Origin of the sequence: Mesorhizobium erdmanii USDA 3471 (assembly GCF_000472705.1) — a bacterium.
Taxonomy (GTDB): Bacteria; Pseudomonadota; Alphaproteobacteria; order Rhizobiales; family Rhizobiaceae; genus Mesorhizobium; species Mesorhizobium erdmanii.
On sequence record NZ_AXAE01000032.1, the window covers coordinates 21,610 to 42,187 of the forward strand.

Consider the following 20,578-nt stretch of genomic DNA (forward strand, 5'->3'; position numbering starts at 1 on the left):
TTCGCCCCGCGGATGCTTGCGCCAACCGGCGCAAGGCCTATGTCTAGGAGCCGAAATCCGCTGGAGCACAGACCTTGCCCGCGAGCAAAAGAGCCGCCAACCGCTATTACAGCGGCCCGCCCAGCGACCATTTCGACGGCGCCTTGTTCTTCAATCCCGGCGGCCAGCTGCCCGGCCGCTTCACCGCTCTGCTGAAATGGCAGTTTAACGGCCAGCGCTCGAAATGGCCGGCCGCCAATCCGAGCCCTTTTGCGCAGGCAAGGCCTGCCGCTCGGGTCGACGGCGCCGACCTCACCATAACCATGGTTGGTCACTCGACGCTGCTGGTCCAGACCGCCGGGCTGAATATCCTCACCGATCCGGTCTGGTCGCAACGCACCTCGCCGTTTTCCTTCGTCGGGCCAAAGCGCGCCAACGCGCCGGGCATCGCCTTCGACGACCTGCCGCAGATCGACCTCGTTCTCGTCAGCCACAATCACTATGACCATCTCGACCTCGCCACGCTGAAGCGGCTGAAGGAAAAACACGATCCGCTGGTGGTGACGCCGCTTGGCAACGACACCATCATCGCCGCCGCCGTGCCAGGCATGCGTCTGGCGGCGCATGATTGGGGCGACAGGGTCGAGGTCGGCGCCCACTCTGCTATCCATGTCGAGCCGGCGCATCACTGGTCGGCGCGCGGCGGCCGCGATCGGCGCATGGCACTGTGGGCCGGCTTTGTTATCGAGACACCGGGCGGAAAGATCTATTTCGCCGGCGATACCGGCTTCCACGACGGCATCAACTACCGGCTGATGGCCGAGAAGCATGGCGACTTCCGCTTCGCCATCCTGCCGATCGGCGCCTATGAGCCACGCTGGTTCATGGCCCCGCAGCACCAGAATCCGGAAGAAGCGGTGCAAGGCATGAAGCTGTGCAGAGCCGCCTTCGCCGCCGGCTGCCACTGGGGCACTTTTCAGCTCACTGACGAACCGATGGACGAGCCGGTGCGCAAGCTGGCCGGGGCGCTTGAGGCGGAAGGCCTGCCGCAAGAGTGCTTTCGCGCCTTGCAGCCGGGAGAGGTGTGGGACGTGCCTTGAGTTCCGGCAAGGTTTGACGTTTACCCTAGGGCGGTTTTCGCCCACCATGGGGTATCACGGAACGGAGAGGCGCTTATGAAATCGATCCTGGCTGCGCTGCTTGCCGCGGCAATCTCGACCTCGGTCGCCCATGCCGGCGACATCGCCGATCGCGCCGCCGACGCCGAAAAGGCGCTGCAGGCTGGTGACGGTGCCGCGGCGCTGGAGAAATTCCGCGATGCCGAGGAGGCGCTTTGGAAGGCAATGCCGCTTGCCGTGATGAATGTCAGGCAGGTCGATTCGGCCAGCGGCTTCGGCATCTACAGCGAGCGGGCCAATCACATTTACAAGGCCGGCGAGAAGGTGGTGCTCTATATGGAACCGGTCGGCTATGGCTATGGCTCGGACGGCCTCGGCAACAGCCAGATCGGGCTTTTCGTCGACCTCACCGTGCTTTCCGAGGCGGGCGAGAAACTCGGCACATTCGAGAAGATCGGCAGCGTTCAGGTCGCGTCCCGCTCGCACAATCGCGAGCTGTTCTTCAAGCTGGATCTGTCCCTCGATGGCTTGCCGGCAGGCAAATACCGGTGCGACTTCCTCATGCACGACCAGAATTCCAGCAAGACGGCGCCATTTAGCACGGACATCGAGATCGCCGGATAATTCGCCGCTGGCACGCGTCGCGGCCAGTGGGAACCCAGGCGCGACAGAAACGTTTTGATGCGGTTTCAAGATCTATCGGCTTGCGAGGCATTCCCATGATCAAATGGATCATCATTCTTCTGATCGTCGCCGCCGCGGCGAGCCTTCTAGGCATGCCGGCATTGGCCGGAGCCGCCGCCACCGGCGCGCGCATCCTTATCGGCATTGTGCTGGTCATCTTCCTGCTGGTGGTGCTTGGCATTTTCGCGGTGACGTAAGCCCGGTGCCTTTACGTCCGACCGTTTGGCAATAGTGGCGGTTTGAGGCCGTCCATGGTTCAAGCTTCCGATGTGGACGACAACGGCCGGATGGCCACCATCTTGGAGATTGCGATCATGGTGCTCAAGCGCATGGACAACGTGGGAATCGTTGTCGAGGACCTCGAATCGACGATCGATTTCTTCCTCGAGCTCGGCCTTGAGCTCGAAGGGCGCGCCAAGATCGAAGGCGAATGGGCGGGGCGTGTCACTGGACTGGGCGATCAGCATGTCGAGGTCGCCATGATGCGCACTCCGGACGGCCACAGCCGGCTCGAACTCTCTCGCTTCCTCAGGCCGGCTGTCGTCGCCGATCACCGGAACGCGCCGGTCAACGCCTTGGGCTACCTTCGCGCGATGTTCACCGTGGACAATGTCGACGATACGCTGGAAAGGCTGCGCACGCGCGGCGCCGAACTCGTGGGCGAAGTCGTCCAGTACAAAGACGTGTATCGGCTCTGCTACATCCGTGGCCCTGAAGGCCTTCTCATCGGACTTGCCCAGGAACTCGGCTGAACCGACGCCGGACTGGTAATTCCCGCCCGTTTCCGCCATATAGCGCCAAACGGACATGGAATGTCGCGGAGCCATGGCAAGCACTGCCCCTTTCGCCAAGATGAACGGCATCGGCAACGAGATCATCGTAGCCGATATGCGCGGCCGTGCCGACAAGGTGACGGCGGCGGCGGCCCTTGCGTTGAATGCCGATGCCGCGACCCGCTTCGACCAGATCATGGCGATACATGATGCGAAGACGCCGGGTACCGCCTACTATGTCGACATTCTTAATTCCGACGGCACCGGCGCCCAGGCCTGCGGCAACGGCATGCGCTGCGTCGTCCAGGCGCTCGCCGCCGAGACCGGCCAGAAGACTTTTACTTTCGAGACCCGTGCCGGCATCCTCAACGCCCGCGAACATGCCGACGGCACGATCTCGGTCGACATGGGCATTCCGCATTTCGGCTGGCAAGAGATTCCGCTGGCCGAGGAGTTCCGCGACACCCGCATGATCGAATTGCAAATCGGCCCCATCGATGCGCCGGTGCTGCATTCGCCTTCCGCCGTCTCGATGGGCAACCCGCACGCCATCTTTTGGGTCGACCGCGACGTCTGGTCGTATGAACTCGAACGTTTCGGCCCGCTGCTCGAAAACCACCCGATCTTCCCCGAGCGCGCCAACATCACCATTGCCCAGGTGACGTCCACCGAGAGCATGATCATCCGCACCTGGGAGCGTGGCGCCGGCCTGACCAAGGCCTGCGGCTCGGCAGCCTGCGCATCGGTAGTGGCGGCGGCACGCACCAGGCGCACCGGGCGCAGCGTCAGCCTTCTGACGCCCGGCGGCGGCACGCTGCATGTCGAATGGCGCGACGACGACCACGTCATCCTGACCGGCGCCGCCGAATGGGAATTTTCCGGCAGTTTTGATCCCTCGACCGGAACATGGGCCCGTGACACCGAAAGCGCGGCCTGATGTCGGTTGCTCTGTCCAAGAGCCCGGACTTCGACGGCTCTCGTTCCGAGGCCTCCAGCCGCATTGACGTGGTGACCTTCGGCTGCCGGCTGAATACCTATGAATCCGAAGTGATGCGGCGCGAAGCCGAAAGCGCCGGGCTCGGAGCGCTGCAAGGCGGCGCCGTCATCTTCAACACCTGCGCCGTCACCGGCGAAGCCGTGCGCCAGGCGAGGCAGGCGATCCGCAAGGCGCGCCGCGACAACCCTGTGGCGCGCATCATCGTCACCGGCTGCGCCGCCCAGACCGAGCCCGAAAAGTTCGCCTCCATGGACGAAGTCGACCTCGTGCTGGGCAATGAGGAGAAGCTGAAGGCAAACGCCTATCGCGCTCTGCCGGATTTCGGCGTCAACAACACCGAGAAGGCCCGCGTCAACGACATCTTTTCCGTGCGCGAGACCGCCGGCCACATGGTCGACGCCATCGAGGGTCGCGCCCGCGCCTTCGTCCAGGTGCAGAATGGCTGCGACCATCGCTGCACTTTCTGCATCATCCCTTACGGCCGCGGCAATTCGCGTTCGGTGCCGATGGGCGCCGTGGTCGAGCAGGTCAAGCGGCTGGCCGGCAACGGCTACGCAGAGATCGTGCTGACCGGCGTCGACATGACGTCCTTTGGCGCCGACCTGCCGGGCGCGCCGAAGCTTGGCAAACTGGTGAAAACCATTCTCAGGCAGGTGCCTGACGTAAAGCGGCTGCGGCTGTCTTCCATCGATTCGATCGAGGCCGATGACGATCTGCTCGACGCCATCGCCACCGAACCCAGGCTGATGCCGCATCTGCATCTGTCGCTGCAGTCGGGCGACGACATGATCCTGAAGCGCATGAAACGCCGTCATCTACGCGACCAGTCGATCCGCTTCTGCGAGGATGTACGCAAATTGCGTCCTGCGATCGTCTTCGGCGCCGACATCATCGCCGGCTTCCCGACCGAGACCGACGCCATGTTCGAGAACTCGATAAGAATAGTCGAGGAGTGCGGCCTGACCCATCTTCATGTGTTCCCGTTCAGCCCGCGCGAAGGCACGCCCGCCGCGCGCATGCCGCAGCTGCGCCGCGAAGTGGTCAAGCAACGCGCCGCCCGGCTGCGCGCCGCCGGCGAAGCCGCGTATGTCAGCCATCTGTCCTCGCTTGCCGGCACCCGCCAGTCGATCCTGATCGAGCGTGACGGCCTTGGCCGCACCGAAGGCTTCACGCTTGCCGCACTTGGCGTCAGCGCGCCGGGCGAAATCGTCGAAGCGACAATTACCGGCCACGATGGCGCCAGGCTGATCGCAGCCCCCCTTGCCGCCCGCGCCGCCTGAGAAACGCAAAGCATGGCTGGTTTTTTCAAGAAGATATTTTCGTTCGGCAAGAAAGAGGTTGTCGAGGAGCGGATCGACGAGACCGCGCCCCTCCCGCCGATCAAATGGGACCAGCTCGATGCGCTGAAGCCGGCGGCCGAGCAGGTTGTTCCGGAGTTCTTGAAACGCGAGGAGCCACAGCCCGCGGCGAAGGTCGCGCTGGCGCCCGCCGAGCAGGAGGTCGCCCTTTCACCCGAACCGGCACCTGTCGAGGAGCCGGTGCCAGAGCCCGCGCCGACCATTCCGCCGGAGCCGGAACCGCTGCCGGTCCCCGTGCCGGAAGAAGAACCGGCACCCGCTCCAGCGATCCCGGAACCGCCGGCGCCCGAGGAGATTCCGCTTCCTCCGGCCGCTCCGGAGCCCCAGCCCGAACCGCTGCCGCAAGAAGTCCCTGCTCCCACGCCGGAAGAGCCAGAGATCGCGCCGCGTCCCGAAAGGCAGCCGGAACCGGCGCCGATCGAAGTGCCGGCTCCGCCTGTCGAGATTCCGGTTGAGCAGCCTGCGCCGGCCGAAGTACCGCTGCCGCCGTCGCCTTCCGTGCAACCAACTTTGGAGGCCGGCGCCGCCCCTCATCCGGCTGCCGCCACCTTCTCCCCTTATAGGGACGGGGCGGAGGAAGAAGTTCCGGCGCCCGCGCCCGAGCCGGAAGCCCCGGCTGCCGAAATCGCGCCACCCATCCGCCAGCCGGCGCCGGTCGAGCCGCAGCCCGTCATTGCCGAGATCGCGCCCGAGCCGCAGGCTGTCCCGCAACCGCCGCCCCAACCCTCGGCGGAGCCGAAACCCGTTCCGGGCAAGGTGACCGTTAGCAAGAAAGTCGAGCAGAAGGCCGAGCCGGCGAAAGCGCCGGAGCCGGCGCTGCGGCGCTCCTGGTTCCAGCGCATGCGCGACGGGCTTGCCCGTTCGTCGCGCGAGCTCACCGGCAACATCGCCGGCGTCTTCACCAAGCGCAAGCTGGACGAGGACACGCTGCAAGACCTGGAGGACGTGCTGATCCGCGCCGATCTCGGCGTCGAAACGGCATTGCGCGTCACTGATTCGCTCGCTTCCAGCCGCTACGGCAAGGATGTCTCGGATTCGGAAGTCCGGGCCGTCATGGCGGCGGAGGTGGAAAAAGTGCTGACCCCGGTCGCAAGACCGCTCGAGCTCGATCTCTCGCACAAGCCGCATGTCATCCTGGTGGTCGGCGTCAACGGCACCGGCAAGACCACCACCATCGGCAAGCTGGCGGCAAAACTGACCGATGGCGGCTTATCGGTGATGCTCGCCGCCGGCGACACCTTCCGCGCTGCCGCGATCGAACAATTGAAGATCTGGGGCGAACGGACGAAATCGCCTGTCATCGCCTCCAAGCTCGGCGCCGATGCCGCCGGCCTCGCCTATGATGCCTTCGAAAAGGCCAGGGAAGCCGGCTCCGACGTGCTGATCATCGACACCGCCGGCCGCCTGCAAAACAAGACCGAATTGATGGCCGAACTGGAAAAGATCGTCCGCGTGCTGGGCAAGCTCGATCCGGAAGCGCCGCACACTGTGCTGCAGACGGTCGACGCCACCACCGGCCAGAACGCGCTCAACCAGGTCGAGATCTTCCGCAACATCGCCGGGGTCAACGGCCTTGTGATGACCAAGCTGGACGGCACGGCGCGCGGCGGTATTCTGGTGGCGATCGCGGCAAAGCACAAACTGCCGGTCTATTTCATCGGCGTCGGCGAACAGGTCGACGACCTCGAGCCTTTCTCGGCAAGCGAATTCGCCAGGGCGATCGCTGGAGTGGCGTAACGGCGTGATCCCCTTTGACCGGGATCGTGCGTAAGAAGGAAGATCATGAACCCACCCATTCTCGAACGCGATCCGTCCGACCCGCAGAAAGAGAAGAAGGAAGGCGTCAACCCCGTGCTCAAGCTGGTGCTGGAGCTCGGGCCGCTGTTGGTCTTCTTCTTTGCCAATGCGCGCGGCGAGTGGCTGGTGCAGAAATTCCCTGTCCTGGGCGAATTCGGCGGTCCGATCTTCGTTGCCACCGGGCTGTTCATGGCCGCCACGGCCATCGCGCTGATCGCCTCGTGGCTGCTGACGCGCACGCTGCCGATCATGCCGATGGTGTCGGGCGTCGTCGTCTTCATCTTCGGCGCGCTGACGCTCTATCTGCAGGACGACATCTTCATCAAGATGAAGCCGACCATCGTCAACACGCTATTTGGCGGCGTGCTGCTCGGCGGCCTGTTCTTCGGTAGGTCGCTGCTCGGCTATGTCTTCGATTCCGCCTTCAAGCTGGATGTCGAAGGCTGGCGGAAACTCACCTTCCGCTGGGGCCTGTTCTTTATCTTCCTGGCCGTCGTCAACGAAGTGGTGTGGCGCAATTTTTCTACCGATGCCTGGGTTACCTTCAAGGTCTGGGGCATCATGCCGATCACGCTTTTGTTCACTTTCAGCCAGATGCCGCTGATCCTGCGCCATTCGCTGGACGACAAGGCAGGCGGGGAAGAGAAGGCCGGCAAGTAGGGTCTGCAAAAGCAATTCCAGGAAAAGTGTGTAGCGGTTTTCCCACAGGAATTGCGTCAAAACCAAAGGGGAGAGCCATGGAATTCGTCACCACGCGCGAGGAATTGCGGACGATCTACAAGACGCCGCGCCCGACCGATGGCTCGATCCGCAAGGAGTTGACGGCGCTCGATGGCCATTGCCGCTCCTTCATCGGCAAGAGCCCTTTCGTGCTGATCGGCTCCTCTGACGGCGAAGGCAATGCCGACGTGACGCCCAAGGGCGACAAGCCCGGCTTCGCCGCCATTCTTGACGACCGGACCATCGCCATTCCCGACCGGCCCGGCAACAACCGGCTGGACACGCTGGAAAACATCCTGCGCAATCCCTCGGTCGGCCTGCTCTTCCTCATCCCCGGCATGAACGAGACGCTGCGCGTCAATGGCGATGCCCGCATCACCGTCGACGCCACCTTGCGCGAGCGCCTGGCCGTCGACGGCAAGGAGCCGCAAAGCGTCATCGTCGTCGCCGTCAAGGCCGCCTACATGCATTGCGCCAAGGCCTTCATGCGCTCCGATTTGTGGAAGCCGGACACCTGGTACGACCGCGCGACGCTGCCGACGCTCGGCCAGATCCTGCGCGACCAGCTGGCGCTAGGCGATTCGGCCGAGGCCACCGACCGCTGGCTGGACGGGGAATACAAGCAGACCATGTGGTAGGCTCGGAGCAATTCCGAGAAAAGTGTGAAATGGTTTTCCCGTAAAAAGCGCGTAGCGCTTTGCCTCGGAATTGCGTCAAAATAAATAGACGGCGATTCGTCCTGACTGGCTCCTACCTTGCTGAACATCCTTGCCATCTCCGGCAGCCTGCGGGCAGCCTCCACCAATTCGGCCCTGGTCGCGGCGCTGGCCCGCAACGCGCCGTCAGGCTGCCGCGTCACCGTCTATGACGGCCTCGGCCAATTGCCGATCTTCAACCCCGACGACGAGGGCGAGTTGACGCCGCATGAGGCCGCCGCGCTGATCGACGCGGTGACGCGGTCCGACGGCATCGTCGTCTCCTGCCCCGAATATGCCCATGGCGTGCCAGGCGGGCTGAAGAACGCGCTCGACTGGCTGGTCTCGCGCGACGCAGCCATCGCCAAGCCGGCCATGCTGGCACACGCCTCGCCGCGCTCGCTGTTCGCCCGTGCCGCCCTGGCCGAGATCATGCGCACCATGTCGTTCGCGCTTTGCGAGGGCGAACTGGAGATTGCGCTGCTGGGGAAGAAGCCGCCGGAGGTGGAGATGATTCTGGGGGAGGAAGCGAACCAGCAGGCGATGCGGGAAGCACTGCAGGGCTTTGTGAGTTTTATACGCGCAAACGCAACTTCGTCATCCTAGGGCGGAGCAAGGAGCGAAGCGACGCGGCGCAGACCCCTGGAGCTGCTCCGCAGCCCAAGGGATCCATGCCGTGACGCTAAAGCGTTGCAACGGTTACAGATTCTGCGCCGCTGCGCTTGACGTCAGAGACCGCGGCATGGATCCTCGGGTCAAGCCCGAGGATGACTAAAAAAGGGAGCGCCCGAACCCCAAACGTGCCGGCGACCTACCCCTTACGCAACGTCTCGACATCGGTCTTGCCGACATACCAGTCGCGGGCATTGACCTCCTCGAAGACCACCCAGACATCGTCATTGCCGAGGCCGGTGGCGTCCATGATCGCCGCCGTGACCTTCTTGGCGATGTCAGCCTTCTTGCCGACCGGATCGGCGGCGATCACTTCCTTGACGATGCGGATGTTGACGAATGGCATGACGTCCTCCCCTTCCCGGCAAGAGACCGTTTCGAAATTCGCTCTGGCGAGTCATATGGTGGTGGTTTCGAGAACCGGAGCGCAGCGGACATTCGGGTCCGTGAGCACCGGAAGCGCAGAAAACGCCATCAGATGGCCGCCAGAGTAGAATTTCCAAACGGTCTCACTCAAAAAGTCTTGGCCCCGTTGACCATCAGCCGCACCGAGTAGAGCGAGGTGGTGCCGGCGATGTAGAGACAGTTCAGCTTGGCCCCTCCGAACACGCAATTGGCGGTAACCTCAGGCACCTTGACCTTGCCGATCAGCGTCCCGTCAGGATCGTAGCAATGGATGCCGTCGGCGGCGCTGGTCCAGATGCGCCCGTCGGCGTCGAGCCGGAAGCCGTCGAACAAGCCTGACGTGCAGTCGGCGAACACTTTTTCGCCCGACACCTTCTTGCCGTGCTTGCCGACATGGAACACCCGCATATGCGCCGGGTTCTCGGCGCCATGGGTACGGCCGGTGTCGACGACATAGAGCAGGCTCTCGTCGACCGAGAAGGCAAGCCCGTTGGGCCTCACCATGTCGGTGATGACAGCCTCGATCTCGCCGCTATCGGGATCGACCCGGTAGACATGACAGGCGCCGATCTCGCTCTCGGCCTTGTCGCCCTCATAGTCGGTGTCGATGCCGTAGGTCGGGTCGGTGAACCAGATTGAGCCATCGGACTTCACCACCACGTCGTTGGGCGAGTTCAGGCGCTTGCCTTTCCATTTGGCGGCGATGGTGGTGACCGAGCCGTCATGCTCGGTGCGGCTGACGCGGCGGCCAGAATGCTCGCAAGTCACCAGCCGGCCCTGCCGGTCGACGGTGTTGCCGTTGGAATTGCCCGAGGGTTGGCGGAAGACGCTGACGCTGCCGTCGGTCTCGTCGTAGCGCAGCATGCGGTTGTTCGGAATGTCGGACCAGACGACGTAACGGCCGGCTGCGAACCAGGCCGGTCCTTCCGCCCAGCGGCATCCGGTGAACAGCTTGTCCACCTGCGCGTTGCCGTTGAACAGGCGCGCGAAGCGCGGATCGAGAATCTCGTAATAGTCTGCGGCCGCCATGCATTTCCTCCCGGCATCACGTGACGCTGGATCAAGCCAGCCCGCGATCGATCTGGCAAGACGGGGCCTTCGCAATTTGTATGACAAAACAGAGAGGAAGCGCCGCTCGCCCTGGTCCAGCGGTGCTCTCCCGGGCGCGAAGCTCTTTAGGACGCCATTAACCGGCTATGCGTCCAGTGCAATGGTGCATTGCAACATCTTCTTTTTGCAACGCACCATTACTATGTCATGCTTCGAACTGATCAAGGGAGGAACAACCAGCCGCGAAAATGCGGTGCAAAAGGGAACTCGCTATGATCTCCGACCTCATGACCCGCGCTCGCAACAGCATCGCCAAGCGCAAGCACTACAACCGCCTCGTCGCCGAAATCGACAGCTTCACCAGCCGTGATCTGGCCGACATGCGCGCCGACCGCTCGGAAATGCTCTACCAGATCCACAAGCAGATCTACGGCTGAGCCCTACCGCGTTTCGTCATCCTCGGGCTCGACCCGAGGATCGCGGCGAAGAGTCCCTAATCCTGAACCGCCTTGCCTGTCACGACTGTCGCGGCATGGATTCTAGGGTCTGCGCGGCGTCGCTTCGCTCCTTGCTTCGCCCTAGAATGACGAAGAAGGGGTGCGCCTAACCCGGCGCCGCCAACGCCTTCTCGATCTGCGGCAACAGCAAATCCCGCGCCGACTCCGCCGTCAGCGGGCCGACATGCTTGTAGGCGATCTTGCCGTCCTTGCCGATGACGAAGGTTTCCGGCACGCCATAGACGCCCCAGTCGATCGCCGTGCTGCCGGCTTCGTCGACGCCGATCGCCTGGAAAGGATTGCCGAGGTCGCCGAGGAATCGGCGGGCATTTTCCGGACGATCCTTGTAGTTCAGCGCCGCCATCACGAACCGTTTGTCCTGCGACAGCGCCAGAAGCACCGGGTGCTCTTCGCGGCATGGCGCGCACCACGACGCAAACACATTGACCAGCGTGACCTTGCCGGCAAAGGCTTTCGAAGCGAGCCCGGGCAGGTTCGACCCCTCCAGCGCCGGCAGATTGGTCTGCGGCGCCGGCAGGCCGATCAGCGCCGACGGCACTTCCGAGACATCGCGGCCGGACAGCAATTGCGACAGGAACAGGCCGGCAAGGCCGAGAAAGATCAGCAGCGGCAGCAGCACGAACAGGCGGCGGCTGGGTGGTGGCGTTTCGGTTTCGCTGCTCACGGCTTCGCACCCGTCTTGTCGGAACGCCGCCGCACCCCGGCGGCTTCAAGCTCGGCAAGCTCGCGCTTGCGCGCCCGCTGGTCGACCAGGATCCAGCCGATCAGCCCGGCCAGCACGATCGCGGTGATGCCGTAAGCAGCGGTGACATAGAGCGCATGAGCACTCATGCGAGGCACCCCACATCGCCTTCCGCTGTTGCTTCGCCGTGATTGATCATGGCCTTCCTTAGCTTCGCGCCACAGGCTGCGCAATCGGACGCCGCGTCGCGGCCTTCATAACGCTGCGGCCACATCAATCCGTTCCATGACGCAGCGCCAGCGCTGCCGAAACCGGACCCAGCACGGCAAGAAACAACGTCAGCGCGGCAAGAATGAGGAAAGGCTGCAGGAACGGGTCGGGATCGGCAGTTGCGCCGTAGCTCGCCGAAACGCCGAAGATCAGCACCGGGATGGTCAGCGGCAGCACCAGCACCGAGATCAACAGCCCGCCGCGCGGCAGCGCCACCGCCACGGCGGCACCAGCGGCCCCGATGAAGGTGATGGCCGGCGTGCCGACCAGCAGCGTCAGCGCCGTGGCGCCTATTGCCACCGGCTCCATGTTCATGAACAGGCCGAGTAGCGGCGCGGCTATGACCAGCGGCAGCACGCTGCCCGCCCAATGCGCCAGGCATTTCACCAGCACCGTCAGCGCCAGCATTTGGCGATCGTTGCCAAGCACCAGGAGATCGAGCGAGCCGTCCTCGCGGTCGGCCTGGAACAGCCGGTCGAGCCCGAGCAGGCAGGCAAGCAGCGCGCCGATCCACAGGATCGCCGGACCGATGCGGGCAAGCAGCTTCAAATCCGGTCCGACGCCGAACGGAATGGTGGCGATGACGGCAAGGAAGAAGATCACGCCGGTCAGCGCACCGCCGCCGGCGCGGATCGATAGGCGAATGTCGCGGGCGAAGAGGGACCACATTTACGATATGGTCCCTAATTGAGGCTGGCGTTCCTTCGCGCCTCCCTCTGTCCTGCCGGACATCTCCCCCACGAGTGGGGAGATTGGCAGCTTCGGCGCTCCGCTCACCTTTACGACGCTGGTCATTGGCGAAATCGCCGGAGACAGCTGATCTCCCCCCTTGTGGGGGAGATGTCCGGCAGGACAGAGGGGGGCGCCGTAGAGTGCTGTCATCAAGACGCCTGCCCCATCCTCAATTCCTTCGCCCCTTCCAGCCCTAACGGCAAATGCGTCGCCGCAACGATCATCCCACCCCCAGCGCAATGCCTCGTCATCAGCCCCGCGAATCGCTCCTCCGAAGCCTTGTCTAACCCCGCTGTCGGCTCATCGAGCAACCACAACGGCCTAGGGCTGACCAGAAGCTTGGCGATCGCCGCCCGGCGCCTTTGCCCTGTCGAGAGGTAGCCGAACGGAAGATGGCCGATGCCGGCTAGCCCGACGGTTTCCAGCGCGTCTTCGACGCTCGAATCGCCACCGCCATTGAAGTCGCGCCAGAATCGCAAATTTTCCGCCACGCTGAGCGCCGGCTTCATCGCGTTCTGATGACCAAGATAATGACAGGCCGCGGCGATCGAAGGAAAGTCGTCGCCGCCCCCTTCGATCCGCAGCTGGCCTTCGGCCTTCGGCAGCAGCCCGGCGATGATCCTGAGCAAGGTCGATTTGCCTGACCCGTTCGGCCCTGTCACCACCAGCGCCTGCCCGTCCTCGAGCGCAAAGCCGAGGCCGGAGAAAACCGTCTCGCCGCCGCGTTCGCCGCCCAGATTTTCGGCGATAAGCCGCATCCCTCGCCTGCCCTGAAAACAATGTTTCGCGAGCGCTGCCGCATCGCACAAATTTGCTCTCCAACTGTCTAGAACTATTCCAGAAAATTCTCTATATGCGGTGCATCCGTGCCAGCGGTCGGCGCGGGAACAGAATTTGCGCCGAACCAGCGCACGCGCCGCCTTGAACGGCTCGGGTTGCTTGGGAACGGACAGCGGAAATGGCCGTACCCGCACCTTTGCGCGTGATTGCATGCCATCGGCGTCCGTTCCCTTTCAGGCTGAACAGACAAGGACGGATCGCACGTGTCAAAATCCCTCGATAGCTTCAATTGCCGCCGCACACTGACCGCGGGTGGCACCGAATATATCTATTTCGACCTCGTCGAGGCCGAGAAGAACGGCCTCACCGGCATTGCCCAGCTGCCCTATTCGATGAAGGTGCTGCTGGAGAACCTGTTGCGCAACGAGGACGGCCGCTCCGTCACCAAGGAGAGTATCCAGGCGGTTGCCGGCTGGCTGACCGACAAGGGCACCGCCGGCGTCGAGATCGCCTATCGCCCGGCCCGCGTGCTGATGCAGGATTTCACCGGCGTTCCGGCCGTGGTCGACCTCGCCGCCATGCGCGACGCCATGGCCTCGCTCGGCGGCGACCCGCAGAAGATCAACCCGCTGGTTCCCGTCGACCTCGTCATCGACCACTCCGTCATCGTCGACGAGTTCGGCACGCCGATGGCCTTCGCCCGCAATGTCGAGCTCGAATACGAGCGCAACGAGGAACGCTACAAGTTCCTGAAATGGGGCCAGCAGGCCTTCCGCAACTTCCGCGTCGTGCCGCCCGGCACCGGCATCTGCCACCAGGTCAACCTCGAATATCTCGGCCAGGTGGTGTGGACCAACAGCGAGGATGGCGAAACGACAGCCTATCCCGACACCTGCGTCGGCACCGATTCGCACACCACCATGATCAACGGCCTTGGCGTGCTCGGCTGGGGCGTCGGCGGCATCGAGGCCGAGGCCGCCATGCTCGGCCAGCCCGTTTCGATGCTGTTGCCCGAAGTCATCGGCTTCCGCCTCACCGGCAAGCTGAAGGAAGGCGTCACCGCCACCGACCTCGTGCTCACCGTCACCCAGATGCTGCGCAAGAAGGGCGTCGTCGGCAAGTTCGTCGAATTCTTCGGCCCCGGTCTCTCCAACATGACGCTGGCCGACCGCGCCACCATCGGCAACATGGCGCCGGAATATGGCGCGACCTGCGGTTTCTTCCCGGTCGATTCGGAAACCATCCGTTACCTGACAATGTCCGGCCGCAGCGAGGACCGCATCGCGCTGGTCGAAGCCTATTCGAAAGCGCAAGGCATGTGGCGCGAGGCTGGCTCCGCCGACCCGGTCTTCACCGACCTGCTCGAACTGGAGCTGAGCAGCGTCGTCCCGTCGATGGCCGGCCCCAAGCGCCCCGAAGGCCGCGTCGCGCTGGAAGGCATCCCGGCTGGCTTCGCCAAGGCCATGGAGACCGAATACAAGAAAGCCGCCGAGATTTCCAAGCGCTACGCCGTCGAAGGCACCGACCATGATCTCGGCCATGGCGACGTCGTCATCGCCGCCATCACCTCCTGCACCAACACCTCGAACCCGAGCGTGCTGATCGGCGCGGGCCTCCTGGCGCGCAACGCCAACCGCCTCGGCCTCAAGCAGAAGCCGTGGGTCAAGACCTCGCTGGCGCCGGGCAGCCAGGTGGTCGCCGAATATCTGGAGAAGTCGGGCCTGCAGAAGGAGCTCGACCAGATCGGCTTCAACCTGGTCGGCTTCGGCTGCACCACCTGCATCGGCAATTCCGGCCCGCTGCCGGCGCCGATCTCCAAGACCATCAACGAGAAAGGGCTGATCGCCGCCGCGGTGCTCTCCGGCAACCGCAATTTCGAAGGCCGCGTCTCGCCCGACGTCCAGGCAAACTACCTCGCCTCGCCGCCGCTGGTCGTGGCGCACGCGCTGGCTGGAACCGTGACAAAGGATCTCACGTCAGAGCCGCTCGGCGAGGACAGGAACGGCAACCCGGTCTACCTCAAGGATATCTGGCCGAGCTCGGCCGAGATCCAGGAGTTCATCGAGAAGAACGTCACCCGCGAGCTGTTCGCCCGCAAATATGCCGACGTCTTCAAGGGTGACGAACACTGGCAGAAGGTCCAGGCGCCGGAAGGCCAGACCTATGCCTGGGACGACAATTCGACCTATGTGCAGAACCCGCCCTATTTCGCAGGCATGACCGCCGGGTTCGGCAAGATCGGCGACATCAAGGGCGCCCGCGTGCTCGGCCTGTTCGGCGACAAGATCACCACCGATCACATCTCACCGGCGGGTTCGATCAAGGCCGCTTCCCCGGCCGGCAAGTACCTCACCGATCATGGCGTCGGCGTCGCCGACTTCAACCAGTACGGCACGCGGCGCGGCAACCATGAAGTGATGATGCGCGGCACCTTCGCCAACATCCGCATCCGCAACCACATGCTGGGCGAGAACGGCAGGGAAGGCGGCTACACCATCCACTACCCCAGTAAGGAAGAGGAATCGATCTACGACGCGGCGATGGAATACAAGAAGGAGGGCGTGCCGCTGATCATCTTCGCCGGCGTCGAATACGGCAACGGCTCGTCGCGCGACTGGGCGGCCAAGGGCACCAACCTGCTCGGTGTCCGCGCCGTCATCGCCCAGTCCTTCGAGCGCATCCATCGCTCGAACCTGGTCGGCATGGGCGTCATCCCCTTCGTCTTCGAGGAAGGCACCTCATGGGCCTCGCTCAACCTCAAGGGCGACGAACTGGTCGAGATCGACGGCCTGAGTGCCATCAAGCCGCGCCAGACGATGACCGCCAGGATCACCTATGGCGACGGCACGGTGAAGAACGTGCCGATCATCTGCCGCATCGATACGCTGGATGAGCTCGACTACTTCAAGAACGGCGGCATTTTGCAATACGTGCTGCGAGACTTGGCTGCCTAAGGCAGCAAGGGAATAAGGCAGTAGGGCAGTAAGGGAGTAGGAAAGAGGACACCCTACTGCCCTACTGCCCTACTGCCCTACTGCCCTACTGCCCTACTGCCCTACTGCCCTACTGCCCTACTATCCTCCCTTTCGGCGCCCCATACCGCGCCGTCGCCGCCAGCAGCACCCCCAGCATCAGCCCGTTGAAGATGTGCCAGAGGAAGTGCGTGCCGAGCGGAAAGCTGGCGCAGACCATCGGGTCGATCATGCGGCAGATGGCGGACACGACGAAGATCGCCGACCCCGTCAGATTGTACCAGCCGGCCCGGTTGCCGGTGGCCGTCACCCAGATGCCAAAGAAGGCGAGCGCCAGGAATGGCGGCAGGTAGCTCGTCGTGCCGTTCGACGCCTGGCGCAGCCAGTCCGGCACGGCGAAGGTGAGCGCGCCGGCCACTGCGTAGAAGACGACGAAGATCGCGGTCGCCTTGCCCCAGCCCATGCCGAGGAAGCGACGCAGGTTGAGCAGCGTATAGGCGAGTGTGAAGCCGGCGATCGGCAGGATATCGGCCCAGATCGTGCCCCTGGTGGCAAAGGTATGGAATATGGTCGAGCCGACGCCGATCGCCACCACCCACCAGGCCAGCACCTCGGCGAATGTACCGGCCTTGCACCGCCGTACTTCCCGCACACCCCATAATCCTGCCGCAATGAAAACGAGGTTGGTCAAAGCATTCGTCGGCTCGGCCCAAAGTTCCGGCCCGGTCCGCTCGCAATAGAGACCGACCGGGGTCAGGAGAGTTTGCCACATGGTGATGATGCCACTCCCAATCGAACCGCGCCGTGAAATGCAGTGTCTCTCCTATTGCGGCCTTACCTGTGGCTGCAATGGCAAAATTTCACCGCAACGTGACTTCCCGTTGACTTCCGCTTCTGCCACATATTTCAGACAATCAGAACAAAGCCGGCGCCACCGGCGGGAATTGGAATGATCATGGCCTGGCGAAGATCACTTTGGCTGGCGGCTTTTGCGCTGGCCTTACCGGCTTTTGCCGGTGCCGGCCATGCCGGCGAGGCCGAAAGAACTCAGGCCGAAAAATCCCTACCCGACAAGCCGCTCGGCGTGGTGGAACTGTTCACCAGCCAGGGCTGCAGTTCCTGCCCGCCGGCCGATGCATTCTTCGCCGAACTCGCCACCAAGGAAGACATCGTCGCGCTCTCCTATCACGTCGACTATTGGGACTATCTCGGCTGGAAGGACACGCTGAGCCGCAAGGAAAACACCGAGCGGCAAAATGACTACATGCGTGCCTTCGGCAGCCGCTCGGTCTATACGCCACAGGCAGTGCTCAATGGCCGTGTCCACGTCAACGGCGCCAATCGCGGTGAGGTCGACGGCGCGCTGGCCCGTATGGCGAGATCCGGCGAAGGCATGCATGTGCCGGTCAAGGTCAGCCGCACCAGCGACCGCGTGATCATCGATGCCGGCGATGCCGGCGCCGGTCCGAGCGACGCCCATGTCGTGATCGTCTATTTCGATGCGCCGCAGACGATCAAGATCGCCCAGGGCGAGAATTCTGGCCGCAAGATGACCTACTGGAACGCGGTCACCGGCATCCAGACCGCCGGCATGTGGCACGGCAAGGCGCAACGCTATGAATTGCCGCTGAGCGAGATAACCAAAAAGGGCGGTTGCGCCGTGCTGTTGCAGTCCGTCGGCAGGGACGGCATGCCGGGGCCCATCCTCGGCGCCGCCGTTGTTCATAAGCCGTAGAGACGCCCTTGTCCTTCTCCCTTGTGGAAGAAGGGTGGATCGACGCGCAGCGCCGAAACGGTTGAGGGGTGCGTGACGGAATGAGGCGGCGACCATTTCAAGCAATCGCCAGGCTGGAACACCGCTCATCCGACCTAGCTTCGCGAGGCCACCTTCTCCCGCAAGGGGAGAGGGACAGGCGGCGCCGGAACCCGCTCAACAAAAAACCGACGTCAGCTTGCTTCTGACGCCGGTCATTTAGGTTTTGGGATCGTCGCACCCGATTCTTCCGAGGAAAAACCGAGGTTGGTTCGATCCGACGCAGACCCGTGGGCGGGGGGCTTGGGGTTTACGAGCCGGTGCCGGACCGAACCGTCTCAGGCAACGCCGCTAAATTCGTCGGACATTGGGGCATGAGCGCGGATAAAAAAAGGCAGAAATGTGGCGAAGCATCACCAATTCCAACAAGCAACGTTACAAAAGTGACTGGACGCATCGGAAACCGCGCACCCCTGCCCTCTCGCCACGGCTCTTGCAATTGCAGCGCGAAGGGGCCAATTTTGGTTGGCAAAGATTCATTTTGAAGGATCGAGGCATGACTGACGACAGCGGCGGGACGGGGGATGGTGACGCATCCGCGATATTGATCCCGCTGCACGAGGCGCGCAGCGCACGCCTCGACCAGCCGGTGCGCTTCGATCGGCGTGAACTGGACCAGATCCTCAGGCTCTACGGACGCATGGTCGCCGCCAATGAATGGCGCGACTACGCCATCGACCATCTCACCGACAGGGCGGTGTTTTCCGTCTTCCGCCGCGCCAGCGAAGTGCCGCTGTTCCAGATCGTCAAGGATCCGAAACTGGCCCGCAAACAGGGCGCCTTCGCCGTCATCGCTGCCGGCGGGCGCATCCTCAAACGCGGCCAGGAGCTTGGCCGCGTGCTTGGCGTCTTCGACAGCAAGCTCAGGGTTGTCGAGGCTTGAGCTGGAAGGCGAAAGAGGACATCCGTCAGTCTTCAACTCCCTTCCTTTCAATTACCTTCCCTCCCGAAATCTCCGTTCCGGCAACGAATCCGGATCGGGCGCGACCGACGCGCCGCCATTCAGCGACAGCTGCATGAACACCGTATCCAGCCAGCGTCCATGCTTGTAGCCGGAGCCTTCGAGCCGGCCCGAATGACGAAAGCCGAGCTTTTCGTGCAGCCTCACCGAGGCGCTGTCGGGATGACCGTCGCCGATCACCGCGACGATCTGGCGGAAGCCTGCCACCTCGGCCGCGGCGATCAGGCTCTTCATCAGCTGGAGACCGACACCCTGGCCCTTGGCCTCGGGCGCGACATAGACCGAATCCTCGACGATGAAGCGATAGGCCGGGCGTGGCCGGAAGGCGCCGGCATAGGCATAGCCCAGCACCGCGCCGTCCTTCTGCGCCACCAGATACGGGAAGCCGCCGGCCGTGAGAGTGGCGAATCGCGTGCCCATCTCGGCTCGGCTGGGCGGCTCCAGTTCGTAGCTCGCCGTGCCATGCGTCACCGCGTCGGCGTAGATTTCGGTGATGGCATCGAGGTCGTCCGCCCTGGCCGTCCGAATCACGGTATTGCTCATTCTTTATGCAAGCCTTCTGTCTGCCTCGGATAACAGCAAACGCCGGCGCAAAAGAAAAGGGCGGCCGTTGGGCCGCCCCTTCCAAACCCGATGGTCCAGTCAGACCACGATGCGGACTGCCTTAACGGCGGTCGCCCATGAACTGCAGCAGGAACATGAACAGGTTGATGAAGTCGAGATAGAGCCTCAGCGCGCCCATGATGGCCTTGCGGCCGGCGACATCGGAAGCGTCTCCGTCGAAATACATTTCCTTGATCTTCTGCGTGTCGTAGGCGGTGAGGCCGGCGAACACCAGCACGCCGATCGCCGAGACGGCGAAGGACAGCGCCGACGACTGCAGGAAGATATTGATCACCATCGCGATGATGATGCCGAACACGCCCATGATCAGGAACGAGCCCATCGCCGTCAGGTCGCGCTTGGTCGTGTAGCCGAACAGCGACAGCGCGCCGAAGGCGGCCGCGGTGGCGAAGAAGGTCTGCGAAATGCTGGCCGTGGTGTAGACCAGGAAGATCGACGACAGCGACAGGCCGACGAGGCCGGCATAGACCCAGAACGTGGTCTGCGCGGCGGCGACGCTCATCGACTGGATCCTGAACGACAGGAAGAACACGGCGGCCAGCGGCGCCAGCATCACCACCCAGCGCAGCGGCGAGCCGAAGATCGCGTAGCCGAAGGAGGTCAGCATTTCGCCACTCGGCAGCGTTGCGACAGCCGAGGCCGGATCGGTGGTGGTGGCCAGCATGATCGTGCCGATGGCGGCAAGGCCGGTGATGACGAGGCCGAGCCCCATCAGATTGTAGACCTTGATCATGTAGGCGCGCAGGCCCTGATCGATGTCTGCGCGAACGCCGGGCACCGCCGACGTCTGATAGTTGCGAATGGGATCAGCCATTGGAATCCTCTATTGCTTCTGTCCCGTCCGGTGTCGGGCCTCTTGCGGGCCCAGGCGCCGCTGGCGGGACTCCAGCATGCCTGTGGCGAAATATGATGGTTATTCGCGTCAAGAACAAGACCGTAACGGCATGTAACGGTTCGTGAGGGCCCAAATCGCGGTTT

General features: G+C 63.5%; 23 protein-coding genes. 14 read left to right on the forward strand and 9 right to left on the reverse strand.

What is annotated here, in order from left to right:
- The first annotated feature begins 74 nt into the window (after positions 1-74).
- The 10 genes from A3AU_RS0123960 to A3AU_RS0124005 all read left to right on the forward strand — a co-directional run bounded on the left by A3AU_RS0123960 (position 75) and on the right by A3AU_RS0124005 (position 8,727).
- Positions 75-1,079 (forward strand): MBL fold metallo-hydrolase, encoded by a 1,005-nt coding sequence (locus tag A3AU_RS0123960; protein ID WP_027055146.1) that lies wholly within the window; start codon positions 75-77, stop codon positions 1,077-1,079.
- Positions 1,080-1,154: 75 nt separating this feature from the next.
- Entirely contained in the window at positions 1,155-1,721 is a 567-nt protein-coding gene (locus A3AU_RS0123965; protein WP_027055147.1) for a hypothetical protein, read from the forward strand.
- A gap of 95 nt (positions 1,722-1,816) precedes the next feature.
- Entirely contained in the window at positions 1,817-1,978 is a 162-nt protein-coding gene (locus A3AU_RS1000000138250; protein WP_010912345.1) for a DUF1328 family protein, read from the forward strand.
- A gap of 117 nt (positions 1,979-2,095) precedes the next feature.
- Complete coding sequence (locus tag A3AU_RS0123975) at positions 2,096-2,533, forward strand: VOC family protein (protein WP_027055148.1); 438 nt, start codon at positions 2,096-2,098, stop codon at positions 2,531-2,533.
- A gap of 73 nt (positions 2,534-2,606) precedes the next feature.
- Positions 2,607-3,491, forward strand: a complete 885-nt coding sequence (gene dapF / locus A3AU_RS0123980; RefSeq protein WP_027055149.1) for a diaminopimelate epimerase — start codon at positions 2,607-2,609, stop codon at positions 3,489-3,491.
- Positions 3,491-4,831, forward strand: coding sequence for a tRNA (N(6)-L-threonylcarbamoyladenosine(37)-C(2))-methylthiotransferase MtaB (gene mtaB / locus A3AU_RS0123985; RefSeq protein ID WP_027055150.1), 1,341 nt, complete (start codon positions 3,491-3,493; stop codon positions 4,829-4,831). The genes dapF and mtaB overlap by 1 nt, the downstream gene beginning before the upstream one ends.
- A gap of 12 nt (positions 4,832-4,843) precedes the next feature.
- Positions 4,844-6,646 (forward strand): signal recognition particle-docking protein FtsY, encoded by a 1,803-nt coding sequence (gene ftsY / locus A3AU_RS0123990; protein WP_027055151.1) that lies wholly within the window; start codon positions 4,844-4,846, stop codon positions 6,644-6,646.
- 45 nt (positions 6,647-6,691) lie between these two features.
- Positions 6,692-7,366, forward strand: a complete 675-nt coding sequence (locus tag A3AU_RS0123995) for a septation protein A (RefSeq protein WP_027055152.1) — start codon at positions 6,692-6,694, stop codon at positions 7,364-7,366.
- Between the two features lie 77 nt (positions 7,367-7,443).
- Entirely contained in the window at positions 7,444-8,064 is a 621-nt protein-coding gene (locus A3AU_RS0124000; RefSeq protein ID WP_027055153.1) for a pyridoxamine 5'-phosphate oxidase family protein, read from the forward strand.
- Between the two features lie 117 nt (positions 8,065-8,181).
- Positions 8,182-8,727: an NADPH-dependent FMN reductase gene (locus A3AU_RS0124005; RefSeq protein WP_027055154.1), complete on the forward strand. Its 546-nt coding sequence runs from the start codon at positions 8,182-8,184 to the stop codon at positions 8,725-8,727.
- Between the two features lie 205 nt (positions 8,728-8,932).
- On the opposite strand, the gene A3AU_RS0124010 is transcribed toward A3AU_RS0124005, so the two are convergent.
- Together A3AU_RS0124010 and A3AU_RS0124015 are read right to left on the reverse strand one after the other, a co-directional pair.
- Entirely contained in the window at positions 8,933-9,139 is a 207-nt protein-coding gene (locus A3AU_RS0124010) for a tautomerase family protein (protein ID WP_027055155.1), read from the reverse strand.
- 167 nt (positions 9,140-9,306) lie between these two features.
- Entirely contained in the window at positions 9,307-10,227 is a 921-nt protein-coding gene (locus tag A3AU_RS0124015; RefSeq protein WP_027055156.1) for an SMP-30/gluconolactonase/LRE family protein, read from the reverse strand.
- Between the two features lie 293 nt (positions 10,228-10,520).
- Between A3AU_RS0124015 and A3AU_RS1000000139950 the strand changes: the two genes are divergently transcribed.
- Positions 10,521-10,685: a hypothetical protein gene (locus A3AU_RS1000000139950; RefSeq protein ID WP_081294228.1), complete on the forward strand. Its 165-nt coding sequence runs from the start codon at positions 10,521-10,523 to the stop codon at positions 10,683-10,685.
- A 166-nt stretch (positions 10,686-10,851) separates the two neighbouring features.
- Here the strand turns inward: A3AU_RS1000000139950 and A3AU_RS0124025 are convergent, their stop codons facing one another.
- The 4 genes from A3AU_RS0124025 to ccmA form a co-directional block, all read right to left on the reverse strand.
- Positions 10,852-11,430 carry a DsbE family thiol:disulfide interchange protein gene (locus A3AU_RS0124025; RefSeq protein WP_027055158.1) on the reverse strand — a complete coding sequence of 193 codons (579 nt, stop codon included), beginning with the start codon at positions 11,428-11,430 and terminating at the stop codon, positions 10,852-10,854.
- Positions 11,427-11,597 (reverse strand): heme exporter protein CcmD, encoded by a 171-nt coding sequence (gene ccmD, locus A3AU_RS0124030; protein ID WP_027055159.1) that lies wholly within the window; start codon positions 11,595-11,597, stop codon positions 11,427-11,429. Before ccmD ends, A3AU_RS0124025 begins: the two co-directional genes overlap by 4 nt.
- Before the next feature lie 124 nt (positions 11,598-11,721).
- Positions 11,722-12,387, reverse strand: coding sequence for a heme exporter protein CcmB (gene ccmB / locus A3AU_RS0124040; RefSeq protein WP_027055160.1), 666 nt, complete (start codon positions 12,385-12,387; stop codon positions 11,722-11,724).
- A gap of 212 nt (positions 12,388-12,599) precedes the next feature.
- Positions 12,600-13,208, reverse strand: a complete 609-nt coding sequence (gene ccmA, locus A3AU_RS0124050; protein ID WP_027055162.1) for a heme ABC exporter ATP-binding protein CcmA — start codon at positions 13,206-13,208, stop codon at positions 12,600-12,602.
- A gap of 285 nt (positions 13,209-13,493) precedes the next feature.
- Between ccmA and acnA the strand changes: the two genes are divergently transcribed.
- Positions 13,494-16,184, forward strand: a complete 2,691-nt coding sequence (gene acnA / locus A3AU_RS0124055) for an aconitate hydratase AcnA (RefSeq protein WP_027055163.1) — start codon at positions 13,494-13,496, stop codon at positions 16,182-16,184.
- 109 nt (positions 16,185-16,293) lie between these two features.
- Here acnA and A3AU_RS0124060 read toward each other — a convergent pair whose 3' ends face one another.
- The gene (locus A3AU_RS0124060) at positions 16,294-16,974 is read right to left on the reverse strand and encodes a ceramidase domain-containing protein (RefSeq protein ID WP_027055164.1); all 681 of its coding nucleotides are present in this window, start codon (positions 16,972-16,974) and stop codon (positions 16,294-16,296) included.
- Between the two features lie 177 nt (positions 16,975-17,151).
- Here A3AU_RS0124060 and A3AU_RS0124065 point away from each other — a divergent pair, with 177 nt between their 5' ends.
- Entirely contained in the window at positions 17,152-17,937 is a 786-nt protein-coding gene (locus tag A3AU_RS0124065) for a DUF1223 domain-containing protein (RefSeq protein ID WP_027055165.1), read from the forward strand.
- Between the two features lie 574 nt (positions 17,938-18,511).
- Positions 18,512-18,898 (forward strand): DUF2794 domain-containing protein, encoded by a 387-nt coding sequence (locus A3AU_RS0124070; protein WP_027055166.1) that lies wholly within the window; start codon positions 18,512-18,514, stop codon positions 18,896-18,898.
- 51 nt (positions 18,899-18,949) lie between these two features.
- Here the strand turns inward: A3AU_RS0124070 and A3AU_RS0124075 are convergent, their stop codons facing one another.
- Both A3AU_RS0124075 and A3AU_RS0124080 read right to left on the reverse strand, forming a co-directional pair.
- Positions 18,950-19,519 (reverse strand): GNAT family N-acetyltransferase, encoded by a 570-nt coding sequence (locus tag A3AU_RS0124075; protein ID WP_027055167.1) that lies wholly within the window; start codon positions 19,517-19,519, stop codon positions 18,950-18,952.
- A 121-nt stretch (positions 19,520-19,640) separates the two neighbouring features.
- Entirely contained in the window at positions 19,641-20,414 is a 774-nt protein-coding gene (locus A3AU_RS0124080) for a Bax inhibitor-1/YccA family protein (protein ID WP_027055168.1), read from the reverse strand.
- Between the last annotated feature and the right edge of the window lie 164 nt (positions 20,415-20,578).